Here is a 12,623-nt window from a genome sequence, read left to right as displayed (position 1 = left end):
TCTGGGAGGTGCTAAATGTCGTTTGGGAACCTCCGCCACAGGGTGCAGATTGTGCTGCCCGAGATGACGACGGATGATGCCGGGTTCGAGCAGGGCACCGACCGCGTCATCGCCGCACCTCGTGCCTCTATCGAGCTGCGGCACGCAACTGCCGCGTGGGTGAACCGCGCAGCCTATACGAAAGCCACCGCACTTTTTCGAATCCGCATTATCCCCGGCACCGAAATAACCACTGCGATGGAGATCAACTGCCATCTGGGCAGGTTCGTCATCGACTCCCTCGAAGTGCTCCACGACCGCTACATCGAGATACTCGCTCACCACCACGCCCCGGAAGGAGAAACACATGGCCAAGGCAACAATCAACCTGCCGACAACTTTCCTTGACGCCTTGAACGCAGCCGACACCCAGCTTGGGCAGTTCGCCAAAGATGCTCTCACCGCAGGTGCAGCCATCGTCGAACCTCGCATGCGCGCGAACCTTGCGGGCGCAATCGGGAGCGGCACCAAGCTGATTCGGCCTGGGTTTAGTTCCGAGTTTTATAGCAGAATAGGAACACTATGCCCAGAAAGTATGACCCCGAACTGAAGCAGCGTGCGGTGCGGATGGTTTCCGAGGCTCTTCCCGATCACCCCACTCGCACAGCCGCGGTCCGTCATGTCGCGGACCTGCTCGGGGTAGGCGCAGAGGCCCTGCGAACCTGGCACCGGCAGGCCGAAGTCGACCAAGGTAAAAGGCCCGGCGTGACGACCGACTTAGCCGCAGAGAATAAACGACTGGAGCGTGAGAACGCTGAGCTGCGCAAGGCTAACGAGGTGCTTAAAGCTGCGAGTATATTTTTCGCGAAGGAACTCGACCGGCCACGGACGAAATGATCGCTTTCATCGATACTTATCGTGATCGTTTCGGAGTTGAGTTCCTCTGCGCCACGCTTCGTGGGGCAGTCCGTGGATTTATCACCTCCCGTGGATACCGTGCCGCGAAGAGCCGGCCCCCGTCAGCCCGTCAGCTGAAAGACGAGCTGCTGATTCCAGAGATCCAGCGCCTGCACGAAGAGCATTACAGCGTCTACGGACGCCGCAAGATGCATGCGCTCCTGAAACGACAGGGCTGGGACATCGGCCGCGATCAGACTCACAGGCTCATGAAACTCGCCGACGTTGAAGGTGTTCGCAGGTCGAAGAAGGCTTTCACCACGATCCCTGATTCCGGCTTAGCGCTGCCCGGGGACCTGGTGGAGCGCCGGTTTGTTGCTGACCGACCTAACCAATTGTGGGTCTGCGACATCACCTATGTCGCCACCTGGTCCGGGTTCGCCTACGTCTCTTTCATCATCGACGTCTTCGCTCGTCGTATCGCCGGCTGGAATGTTGCCTCGACATTGAAAGCTGACGTGCTGCCACTGCAAGCTTTGGAGATGGCTGCCTGGCAAAACGACGGTGACCTTGATGGAGTGATCCATCATAGCGATCACGGCTCGAACTACATGTCCCTGGTCTACACCAGCAGGGTCAATGAACTCGGCGCCAAGCCCTCTACCGGGACCGTCGGCGATAGTTTTGACAACGCGATGGCTGAATCGGTTAATGCTCTCTACAAGGCCGAACTGATTCGTCAGCGCGGGCCGTGGAAGACCGTGGAAGAAGTTGAGCTGGCAACCCTGGAATACGTGTGGTGGTGGAACAACAAACGCCTCCACGGTGAACTTGGCTACCGCAGCCCGCTCGAGGTCGAGACCGCCTACTACACTGAACAAGAATCCCGCCTGACACCAGTCCGGTGACAGAAAAACGGCCGGAACTAAACCCAGGCCGAATCAGTTCAGCAGAACAGACTCAACGCCTACGAGCACTACAAACTCAACGTCTCCGAGCTAGACGCACACGCAATCGAGTTCACGCCCTACCTCTGGCACACACTCACCGACCACGCCGAAGTGGACACCGACGGCACCATCACATTCACGTTCAGGGATGGAACGACCAACCGATCAACTGCTACGTTGACCAGCGTTGAAGCCCCTCTCAAACTGAGTGTCAGATGAGCGCTCGTTGTCGGCACCTGCAAGCCAGAGTGGTGGAGCGATCACTGCGTACACGAATGAGGTTAGGATCCCGCACAGGGCAAGCAGAGGGACGTCTAGCCCGTCCGTTGTCGTGAAGTGTGTGTTCGACCACGAAATCCATACGAGGGTGGCCAAAATCGCCCAGAATGCCCAGTTGAGAACTGATCCAGGAGTAACAAAATCAACCCAGAGGGCCCAGGTCGTGGCGGAGGCCAGCGCGCTGTTCGGCATGAGGTTTGAGGGCGAACCATCTTTGTATCCGCCGCCCAGAACGAGGCACGTAAGCAGCAGCCAAACGCTCAGAACGATAATCAAGGGAGCAGGCGCGTCTCCACCACCGAGAGCGGCGTAAGCATCGACCACCCAAGTTCTGAGTTCCGTCAGCCCGACGAAACCTGCGGCTTCGCCCAAGTTCGTGAAGCCATGGCTCCCTATCCCAAATAAGGACAGAACAACCGCGAGCAGGTAGCCAGAGATCAACAGGTTGACCAGGCTTCGAAACCTAAACCCGAATCCGGCGACCAATGAACCCCAGTCGACCACTACCGAACCTCCCTGCACCAATCATCCCTCGTTTGCACGACTCACGCTGCAAGCGCGTAGCCATCCGGTAACGGAAGCGCAAGAGCTTGAGCACGTCACTTGGTTTCATTTACGTAGGCGCTTGACTATCACTAGCCCCAATCCGGCAGCTGCGGTTCCGTATCCCAAAGCCTTTTGCCCTGCTTCTTTCCCAGCAGTCTTCCGCTGCTCGGGATCTCGCCATGCTTCCCGCCAAGGGAGCGCACTGATGTCTTCTCTGGCAATGGCTACTCCGAGCGGCTGGTGAAAGCTCTCAATGCTCTCTGCAGTGGCGTTCAACGATTTCACTATGGCTCGTGCTGCCCTGGAATGGAGAAGGATGTTCTCATTCGCAATGGCTCCATAGCGATCCAACCGCTGCATCAGCGCCTGAGTTTTCCCTAGAACAGCGCCACGTCTCTTATCTCGGTTCTCGGTCACACCTTGCCGGTGACCTTCCAAGTAGTCAGGGGCAGTTGCCATGACATGATCCAGTTCGATGATTCGAAACTGATCTTCAAGTTCAAAGCACCTAGCAAGAACAGCTAGGTGCATCACAACTTCTTGCTCGATCTCGCCAGTCGCTCTCTTGATCGCGCCTGGTTTATCGTCCGACTGAGCTTTGTCAGCGAGTAACCCTAAAGCGAGCAACGTTTCTTCCTGCACGTTAATGATGGCCGCGTGTGCTCCTTGAACTTTGTCCCAAAGAGTCCGAGGATCTCCACCATTTTCACGCAACGTCTGTGCGTCTTCGATCTGACCCGCTGCTGTATGCATCCGAGCAAAAATTGCGTTCCTCTGACCTATACGAACGTCGTCGAGCTTGCCCTCGATCCTGACGAGAAACTCTCGAAACTCCTGCGCTTCAGCTTGCTGCGCAGCCTGGCTCATGAGGCCACCGACACCGGCTAGTACCGCAGGGTTGGTGACTAGCGACGAAGCTTTCGTGTCAACTTGCAGCCACTTCATCGAACTGTCGCCCGTCTTACCGAGCATCGCATGACTGATTCCCTTGGTCTTCGTTGACATCAGACCGCCTGCGTCTTTCAAGCGTTGTGCCGACTCAGGCGTAAGCTTCAGGTACATTGCGGACTGTTCCGCAATAGTTGAAACGCTATCGAGCAAATCTGAACTGACGCCAAGCGTTTTGCGTAGCCGCTCAAGATCGAAGCTGTCGGCGACCTTCGCAAGACCATGCTGCTTCAGGAAACGCCGCACGGCTTTGTTTGAGCCGACCACGAGCGCTCCTTCGCCATCGCTGACAATTTCGACTTCATCACTCATTGCGAGTCCTCCCTCCTGAACGTCCGTGCACTTTGCTCAATGCTCCGGGAATAGTCTGTGCACCAACCACTTCAAGTTTGCACCACTCAAGCGGCGAGCGCGTAGCCGCCGCGAATTTGTATCCATTCTGCTCGGGAAGTTTCATAAACCTTGTTGACCGAGGTCTTCCCAATCACGGTGATTCGGGCCAAAAGCTCCGACACTTCTTGAGGGGTGAAGAACTCACCGCCCGACTTACCTGCCGTGGAGGCATACATGGTCATGAGGTACTCGTATGCATCACCGAACAAGTCGATCGCGTTGTCTTGGAAGTCACCAAGAGGGAGTTCACCAATCGCTTTCAACAACTTGACCAGGTTCTGATTACGTGTGGCAACCGTGGGGCCAAGCTTTGAACTGTTGACGTCGTAATCGTCGAACAAACCTTTCAGGTCGTTCTCGCTCTGGGTGCCGACAGCAGATCCCTCGATACTGCGGAAGACTCGTTGGAGTGTCTCGTTCAGGTTCTCATCCTTGTCGGCACCTGCTCGGACGTTGTCAAAGAGTTGCGACGGGGCAAGGAAGAAGCCCTTCTCTGCCACCAGATCATCACGAACCGCTTCAGCATCCTCATCACTGAGATGGGCGTAATCGAAATCGGTGTTCCCCGAACGATGCTCCCAATCGTTGACATAAGACGTCAGATTCTCGGACACGAAACGATAAAACAGTGTCCCGAGCACATAGGACTTAAAGTCCCAGCCATCAACCGAACCACGCAGCTCGTCCGCAATTCGCCAAATTGACTTGTGTAACTCAGCACGCTGAGCCTCACGCGTTGTAGGCACCAAAATACATCTCATCTCCCGCGCCGACAGCGCGCTCCACAACCCACTCAAACCGAGCAGGCACATCTCAACATGACACTACGACATCAGCAAAGACACACCAGCGATCCCCAAAAAAAGGAAAACCACAGAGAATCTTCAATGACTCCACAACAAGTATCCCACCCATGCGGACTAAAAAATGTCGCAGGTTATACCTCGCATCGATCGATAGATCTTTACGGACATTTCAACGTGGAACTTGGCCAACGAGATCACTTCCTTAAACCCACCAGTTGCTTGCATCCATGGGGAGTCAAACGTTTAGCCACAAGGACTGCCGTGAATCAAGGAAACTGCTGCCACCATTCCTCCTCACTCCCCTTCCTCGCTTAGCATCGAGGGTATGACGAATCCTTTGATCACCCCGTCCACCCTTCCCTATGGTGTGCCCGATTGGGGCGCGATTGCTCCGGATCACATCCTGCCAGCCGCGCGTGAGGCGATGGCAGAACAGCGCCGCGCCTGGGAGCGCATCGCAACGAATCCTGAGCCTGCGACTGTCGAGAACACTGTTGTTGCCTACGACGAGTCGAACGATGGTGTGAACCGCGCTCTGATCCCCGCATTCACCCTGTTCTCCTCCATCGGAGGTCCCGAGCTGGAAGCGATCCAGGCGGAGCTTGGCCCGGAGCTTGCGGCGCACACCTCTGCTTTCTGGTTGGATCGCCGCATGTTCGAGCGCTTCAACGCTGTCGATCTCACAGATGCTGACGAAGAAACGATCTACTTCGTGACCGATACGCTCAAGAAGTTCCGCCTCGAGGGCATTGACCTGCCTGAGAGTGAGCAGGAGAAGATCAAGGAGATCGACTCCCAGCTGTCGAAGCTGGAGATTCTGTTCAGCCAGCGCGCCACGAAGGCCATGAGCGACAACTCCCTGAGGGTTGAGAAGCGAGAAGATCTTGCCGGTCTCAGCGATGAGCAGATCGACAGCTTCCGCCAGGAGGATGGCTCCTATCTTCTGCCACTGCTCAACTTCACGAATCAGCCCCTCCAGGTCGAACTGACGAATCCGCAGACGCGGCGCGCACTCCTCGACGCATCGACAAGTCGTGGTCTTGGTGCACACGAATCGTCGGATACTCGCCAGCTCGTTGTCGATATCGCCCGTCTTCGGGCGGAGCGCGCAGCGCTCCTCGGTCAGCCCCACCACGCACATGTCGTTGCCCAGCGCGGGATGGCATCTGACTCGCAGAACATTATTGATCTCCTCACCTCTGTCGCCACGCAGGCCATCCAGGCCGTTGACCGCGAGCGCACGGGCCTTCTCGCTCTCGCCGAGGGTGACGAAGCGGGGGCTGGTTTGCAGGCCGGGGACTGGACGTATTACCAGGAGCAGATTCGCGGGCAGGTCGCTGTCGACGATGCTGCTCTCAAGCCATATCTGGCACTGTCCAATGTTGTCGAGAAGGGTATTTTCTTCGCGGCAGAGAAGCTCTTCGGGATCAGCTTTGTCCCCCGCACCGATATCCCCGGCTACATCGAGTCGGTTCAGACCTGGGAGGTCTTCGACGAATCTGGGGAGCCGATCGGCCTGTTCCAGTCTGACTTCTATGCCAGGCCCGGCAAGTCCGGCGGTGCCTGGATGAATCCCATCGTGAACCAGTCTCGCCGAGCTGGCACGAAGCCTGTCATCATGAACAACTCGAACTTCCCTGAGCCCCTTGCCGGCCAGGAGCTGCTCCTCACGTGGGATCAGGTCGAGACCGTGTTCCACGAGTTCGGGCACGCCCTTCATGGCCTGCTTTCCGATACGTACTACGTGTCCACCTCCGGCACGTCGGTTCCCCGGGACTTCGTGGAGCTTCCGAGCCAGCTCAACGAAATGTGGGCCTACCATCCGGCTGTTCTTGCGAACTATGCCGTGCACGTCGAGACCGGAGATCCGCTGCCTGCCGATCTTGCAGCCAAGCTCTCGGCCTCGAAGACCTTCGGGCAGGGTTTCGCGACGACAGAGTTCGTTGCCTCTGCCCTCCTCGACCAGGCATGGCACCGGATCAGCGCGGTCGATGTCCCCTCATCACATGACATTGAGGAGTTCGAGAAGAAGGCACTCACTGACTTGGGCGTGTTTCACGAGCTGGTTCCGCCCCGTTACCGCACCGCCTACTTCAAGCACACCTTCGGGGGCGGCTACGATGCTGGCTATTACGCCTACATGTGGGCCGAAGTTCTCGTGGCCGATATCGAGCAGTGGTTCGCTTCCGACGGCTCGAAAGATGGTGATGGTGGCCTGAACCGCGAAGCGGGCAACACGCTGCGCCACGAGCTTCTGTCACGCGGTTCCTCCCGCAACCCGATGGAATCTTTTGTTGCTGTGCGCGGTCGGGAGCCTCGCGCTGAGGCTCTCCTCGAACGACGCGGGCTCTAATACGGAAGAGCGGAATAGAGTGGGGGCGCTGACTGGCATGGTCAGCGCCCCCACTCACTGAAGATCAGGTTTTCGGGAACCAATAATCTGGATGGAGGGTTCCGAGATAGACGGGTCTCCTGTTGTGTGTTGTCACCAGGCGCAGCTTGTCATCGACTCTGAAACGTCCGCCGAAGTGTCGGACCTCCCTCATCACCTTGCTGACTTCGCTCGCTCGTCTCTCCCCGATCACCTCAGACAATGTGCGCCCTGATGCACCATCGATGATCTCGCCGCCCAGGTCGAGATGGTATGGTTCGCCGCGCAGGCAAATCCTGTCGATTTCTCTAGCGTCCAGCGATTCGACTGTCGTGAAGACCGCGCTGTGCGAACCCGCGTTGCCACTCTGCTCCGTATCGAACGCTTCACTGACACGGGGAATCGTCTGGGGAGGGATGCCTGGTCGGCGCGTCACCCGCAAGGCTCTGCGAGATGATCGAGTCTCTTTCGGCTCCTCGTCCTCCTTCGACTTCGAAGCCTGATTCTCTAGAGAAGAAGTGGTCGTCGAATCATCGCTGCTCACAACCGAGCGGGGGCTCTCTTCATCAAGCTCGGCTGAGATATCGTCCCGTGTGGTCGAGGCCGGAATCTCCTCGGTCGCTTTGATAGCATCCTGAGCCTCATGCGGTTTCGCGTTACCTGCCGCCTCGGACGGTGTCGGTGTCGGCACACTGTTCGGTGCAATAAGCATTGAGCCGAACACCTGGTCTGAGAGCTCTCCAGCTCTCTCCCAAGCGCCATGCTGTTGGCGATGATCGTCCGACACTGGAGGCGCCTCAGGAGACGTGCTTATCAGCCCATTCTCATCCTCTGGCATTGCGACAATGTCCTCGTCGCTGGACTCTGCGCTCTCGTCAGGCACGCGGACGCCCTCAGCCAACTCGGCCCGCAGGGCGGCCAGCTGAGCCTGCTCCCGTGCCTGCTGCCGGGCTCGATTGATCGCTTCGGCCTGTTCTGCACGCTCCTTCATCTCGTCCAGGAGCTCCCACAGGGGAACGAGGCTCTTCTCCCGGTCGAGATAGTATTCCGAGGCACGGATTCTCCAGAAGGTCCAGCCCAGGCGTTCGAGTACGCGCTGCCGGCGTACGTCATCATCCCACCTGTCTGGGCCGTGGAACGCGTCCCCGTCGCACTCGATCGCCAGGCGGTTGCCCCTGCTGAGTTCGACAACGAAATCGATCCGGTAGCTGCCGACCTTGTGCTGCGGTTGGACGGTAAGTCCGCGGCTCAAGAGATCGACGAGGATGTCGCCCTCGAACTTCGATTCCGTCAACTCGAAAAGTTCTTTGCGATCTTCCCTCTTCGAGTGGCCCTGCACGTATTCGATCAGCGCCCTCCGCTCATCGTGATGATTGAGTGTGGCCGGGTCCATGCTGTAGAACACCCACAGCTGATCCTGAGCACGCGAGGCCGCAACATTGACCCACTGCGAATAACGCTGGGTCGTCGCCGCAAACGAGTTGTCGTGGGCGACCATCGAGATAAACATGACGTTGCGCTCATCGCCCTGGAACAGGGGCGGATTGCCGACCCTCAGGCGGCGCTTCTCGAACTCTTCATCTCCGATAGCATCTCGGATCAAGCTCTGCAGAACGTCCGATTGACGCCCGCTCATCATCGTCACCACACCGAAGGTGAGGCCGTCGTAGGCCGGATCCTTCACGCATTCGGCGATGCGATGAGCGACGGCTTTCGCCTCATCACGATTGATGCGGCTACTGCCATTCAGTTCGGAGATCGCGCCCTCGACCTTGACGGCCCGGAGGGGTTCTCCGATTTCGGGGACACCCACTTCTCGCAGCGGCAGGACACCATGGTTGTAGTACCGGTTGGAGAAGTTGATGATCTCCGGCACGCAGCGGAAGTGCTCTTTCAAAGCGATCGTGGAGGGAAAGGCTCTGCTGGAGATCGAGTAGAGCGATTCGTCGAGGGTCAACAGCTTCGCCTCGGTGGAGCGCAGGTCCTTGAGGTGAAGGTCTTGGAGGGACGCGATCCGGTCAACCTTCGTGCCCACCCTTTCCGGGGTGGTCTGCTTATCGTCGCCGACGACAACAGCCTTCTTCCCGAGTGCCAAGACTCCGAGTGTCAGAAGATCAGCCTGGGATGATTCATCGACGACGACAACGTCGAAGAGCTCCGAGACTCGCGGGTCGAAGTTCTCCATCACTCGATAGATCGGCATGATCCAGATCGGCACCGCTCCCATGGCTTCCGGGAGCGCCTCACGGGCCGCGGCTTGGTATCGTGCCGCGTTCTTCCCCGTGCCCTTCCCGACCTTCTTCACGGCCGTCATCCAGGTTTCCAACGCACGCCGCTGAACATCCTTCATGTTGTTCTTGAGCGCGACACGGGCAGACCTGTTTGCGAGCTCGACGATGGACGATTGGAGATCGCGCGAGGCTTCGTGGGACTTCTTCATGAGCGAGTCGACATCGAACAGGCCATGGAGTTCTGTCAACCACGTGCGCGCCTTCGCAAGCTCCCACGCCAGCCCGACATCCGCCGGTTCGCCGACAATGTGGGAGCTGGCACCGGATTGGACAATGGCGGCCGCCCACAGGGGTGCACCGGCCTTCGAGATTCGTTCCCGACAGTCCTGGATGGAAAGCACGCGTGAGCGGATTCCGAGCAGACGCTGAGTCTCCTCGAGGGCTTCAGCCCACTGATCGACGCGTCCCATGTCGAGGGCTGCGGAGAGCTTGTGCCAGAGAGGAGACGCATCCGCCTCGAGGGCGGCTCCGCGTACTCGAGCCTTGAGTGCGGCTAGTTCCGCATCCAGTTCCCGCTCTTCCAGGCGAGCGGCCGCACCGGTCAGCAGGTCGGCGACGCGTCCGAGCGTCTCCGAATCCTTCGCCGGATCGTGGAGTGTCACCAACGGCGACAGCTTCTCGGTCATCGCCACGTAGTCCTCGCGCCACAGCGCGGCGATGCGAATGATCCGCTGCGCCGCGTTCTCGGCATGGAAGCGGAAGCTCGCATCAAGATCCGGGACAGGAATGGCGAGCTGTGAATAGGCCTGTTCCATGAGGACTCTCGTCTCGCGAAGCAGGGAATCGACATGGATCTTTGCCCGCACGAGATCGAGCTGTTCGACCGTCGTCACGGGATATCCGTCAACATGGACGTGAGCGGCGAACTCCTTCAAGTCTTTCGCACCGAAGAGAGGAATCTTCTTCCCGATGGCGAGACGCTCCTGCCACTGCCCCAGCAGCTGCAGGTGCATGGCAGGATTTCCCGCCGGGACAGTCACCTCGCGGCCTGCCAGCGACTTCGCCCACGTATCGACAGCCCCGAGCTTCTCCAGCACGGCGCTGTTGTTCTCCAGAACCCAGGAAACCGCCGCATGAGACTCCCGTATCGCCTGCGCGAAGCGCTCTTCCCACGCGCCCGACAGGTCTCGAAGCATGTCGGAGTATGTTCGCACTTCCGACAGAAGCTGCCGCACGGCGTCTAGGCTCAGATCGTCGAGAGCCTCGACCCGAAGACCGTTCTCCTCGAGGGCGGTGACTTTCGATGCGAGGTCGCTCTGGCGTGCCAAGCTTTGGGCCAGCTCCTCGCTCGAAGGAAGCCATTCACCCTCGGGCAGGATCTTGACGGACGCCTCAGTATCGTCCGACGAGATCGACTCCACCGCGGCAATGAAGTCCGCGAACTCGTCCATCGACAGCGGGAACGGCCCAGCATCGGACGGGACAGGATCGGCGATCACGGTCTTGTCGCGGTTCGCCGAGAGCCAGGATGCGACTTTGCGTGCTCTCTTCGGGCCGCCCGGCAACGAATATACCCGCTGTTCGCTGAGCAGTGCCTCGACGAGATCCGCATCGATTCTCTGGAGGGTTTCACGCAAGGCGTCGACGTGTCCGGCGAGTTCATCGATACGGCGAGTCTCGCGCCTCTCGTCAAGGGACGAGAGGGAGTCCTGCATCGACTGGACCGCACTGCGAAGATCCTCCATCGCAGCCGGGGTTGAGCCGAGAACGGCGATGGAGAGGTCCCTCAGCTCTTCGGGGATCTTGTCGCGGAGCACGGACAGCGCCTGCTCATTCTCCGCCGTGACGAGAACGCGCTTGCCCTGCGCGACAAGATGGGACACGAGGTTGACGATCGTATGGGATTTGCCGGTGCCAGGGGGTCCCTGGACCGTGACTCCGCGAGAATGTGCAAGTTGGCGGGCGATGCGCTCCTGCTCCTGGTTCGCCGGCAGCGGCATGAGAAGGCGCTCTGCCGTCCCATCGTCGCGCCGAACATCGAACCCGAGGGCCTCGAGCGTCCGATCGACGCTCTCCTCATCGGACACGACTGAGGCCAGTGCCTCGGGCACGAAGGATTCCTTCTGGATCTTCTGGGCCAGCTCGTCGTAGAACCGTTCCTGCCGCAGTGCACGCTTGCGCTTGAACAGTACCCATCCGTCATTGATCCGCGGGAATGATTCAGGTTCGATGCGTGCCGGTGAATCGACGAGGGTGGCATCGACACCGAGAGGCGCAACAAGCTGTTGCCGGATCTCGTATCGTTCCGTGTCCGACCACAGGTTCCGGGGATTGTCCCGCAGTTCGCCCTGGATCCCGACCAGGCGGTCGAGTCCGACGAAGCCGACGCCCTCGAGAGCGTCGAGTTCCATTGACAGTGCCTGCTCCGGCTCGATCCGCAAGGCGCCAGTTGTCGGATGGATCTGGACCGAGACGGGGGTTGTGAACAGGGGTGCGACGATCCTCTCTCCGCCCGCCCTGCAGGAGAGAACGATGTGCCCCCAGACAACCTCATGGGTGGCCGATTCAGCCTCGGAACGAATGTGGAGATCGTAGAGCCTGGAGTAGAGCTCTCGTGCCATATAGGCGGGGCGCACGTCTTCCGCCCACCGGTTCCACGACTCCCTCCACTCTTCGAAATCGGCCGTGACTTCCTCGGTCAGCGCCTGCTCGCGAGACGAGCGATCCTCATCGCCGCCTTCTCCGAACTGGGCACGGAGCTCTGCCGCAACATACTCACGCAGCGCCTCTTCATCGATCACCGGCGGGACGAGCGGCGACGAGAGCGAATCCTCGTGACGGAGGAAGGGGCGGAGGGAGTCGGGGATGGTGGCAGGTGCTGGCTGCGCTACTCGGCGCACTTCGAGCCAGCACTGGCCACCACCGGCAGGCCCGATCGTAATGGCAGAGTGGTCCCCCACCTCATCTGGCCAGAGCGTGAAGTCGTGTTGATTGACATCGCGGACAGGTTTGGGCCCGATTTCCCTCGCCACCGCCGACAGATATTGGAGCAAGCCATAGCTCTGCTCGAGAACAGTCGTATCACCCGAAGGGACAAACGGATCGCGCATAGGCTCTGGGCCTGCCTTCCACACAGCTCTGTCCGGCCAGTGATGCTGCGGGAACAGCGGCATCGACAAAGTCGGCACTTCAACGTCAACAGGGATCAATCCTACTCGTTGGC

At 59.1% G+C, this 12,623-nt stretch carries 7 protein-coding genes and 1 pseudogene; 4 read left to right on the top strand and 4 right to left on the bottom strand.

Annotation, left to right across the window (positions count from 1 at the left end):
• Window positions 1–15 precede the first annotated feature (15 nt).
• The 3 genes from H2O75_RS01525 (at window position 16) to H2O75_RS01515 (ending at window position 1,784) form a co-directional block, all read left to right on the top strand.
• Entirely contained in the window at window positions 16–387 is a 372-nt protein-coding gene (locus H2O75_RS01525; RefSeq protein ID WP_182172709.1) for a head-tail adaptor protein, read from the top strand.
• Window positions 347–589: a hypothetical protein gene (locus H2O75_RS01520; RefSeq protein ID WP_182175304.1), complete on the top strand. Its 243-nt coding sequence runs from the start codon at window positions 347–349 to the stop codon at window positions 587–589. Before H2O75_RS01525 ends, H2O75_RS01520 begins: the two co-directional genes overlap by 41 nt.
• Window positions 562–1,784 (top strand): IS3 family transposase gene (locus H2O75_RS01515; protein ID WP_182172706.1). Its coding sequence is split into 2 segments (ribosomal slippage): window positions 562–847 and window positions 847–1,784, totalling 1,224 coding nucleotides; the frame shifts between segments, so codons are not numbered across the junction. Before H2O75_RS01520 ends, H2O75_RS01515 begins: the two co-directional genes overlap by 28 nt.
• 207 nt (window positions 1,785–1,991) lie before the next feature.
• On the opposite strand, the gene H2O75_RS01510 is transcribed toward H2O75_RS01515, so the two are convergent.
• From H2O75_RS01510 to H2O75_RS01500, 3 genes and pseudogenes are all read right to left on the bottom strand, one after another.
• The gene (locus tag H2O75_RS01510; RefSeq protein WP_182172703.1) at window positions 1,992–2,609 is read right to left on the bottom strand and encodes a hypothetical protein; all 618 of its coding nucleotides are present in this window, start codon (window positions 2,607–2,609) and stop codon (window positions 1,992–1,994) included.
• A gap of 105 nt (window positions 2,610–2,714) precedes the next feature.
• Complete coding sequence (locus H2O75_RS01505) at window positions 2,715–3,911, bottom strand: hypothetical protein (RefSeq protein ID WP_182172700.1); 1,197 nt, start codon at window positions 3,909–3,911, stop codon at window positions 2,715–2,717.
• 140 nt (window positions 3,912–4,051) lie between these two features.
• Window positions 4,052–4,753, bottom strand: a pseudogene (locus tag H2O75_RS01500) (type I restriction-modification system subunit M); the annotation flags it as partial.
• Between the two features lie 370 nt (window positions 4,754–5,123).
• On the opposite strand from H2O75_RS01500, the gene H2O75_RS01495 reads away from it, so the two are divergent.
• Window positions 5,124–7,151, top strand: coding sequence for a M3 family metallopeptidase (locus tag H2O75_RS01495; RefSeq protein WP_182172697.1), 2,028 nt, complete (start codon window positions 5,124–5,126; stop codon window positions 7,149–7,151).
• 64 nt (window positions 7,152–7,215) lie between these two features.
• Here H2O75_RS01495 and H2O75_RS01490 read toward each other — a convergent pair whose 3' ends face one another.
• On the bottom strand, window positions 7,216–12,510 hold the full coding sequence (locus tag H2O75_RS01490; protein ID WP_182172693.1) for a PDDEXK-like endonuclease domain-containing protein: 5,295 nt from the start codon (window positions 12,508–12,510) through the stop codon (window positions 7,216–7,218).
• Window positions 12,511–12,623 lie beyond the last annotated feature (113 nt).

Source organism: Flaviflexus equikiangi (assembly GCF_014069875.1).
GTDB classification, from domain to species: domain Bacteria; phylum Actinomycetota; class Actinomycetes; order Actinomycetales; family Actinomycetaceae; genus Flaviflexus; species Flaviflexus equikiangi.
Note: the sequence above shows the minus strand (reverse complement) of the source record. Positions and strands in the feature narration are given on the sequence as shown.

Excerpts from the sequence above, each read along its gene's own strand:
- H2O75_RS01525 (WP_182172709.1), top strand. The coding sequence starts at position 16 with ATGTCGTTTGGGAACCTCCGCCACAGGGTGCAGATTGTGCTGCCCGAG.
- H2O75_RS01520 (WP_182175304.1), top strand. The coding sequence starts at position 347 with ATGGCCAAGGCAACAATCAACCTGCCGACAACTTTCCTTGACGCCTTG.
- H2O75_RS01505 (WP_182172700.1), bottom strand. The coding sequence starts at position 3,911 with ATGAGTGATGAAGTCGAAATTGTCAGCGATGGCGAAGGAGCGCTCGTG.
- H2O75_RS01495 (WP_182172697.1), top strand. The coding sequence starts at position 5,124 with ATGACGAATCCTTTGATCACCCCGTCCACCCTTCCCTATGGTGTGCCC.
- H2O75_RS01490 (WP_182172693.1), bottom strand. The coding sequence starts at position 12,510 with ATGCGCGATCCGTTTGTCCCTTCGGGTGATACGACTGTTCTCGAGCAG.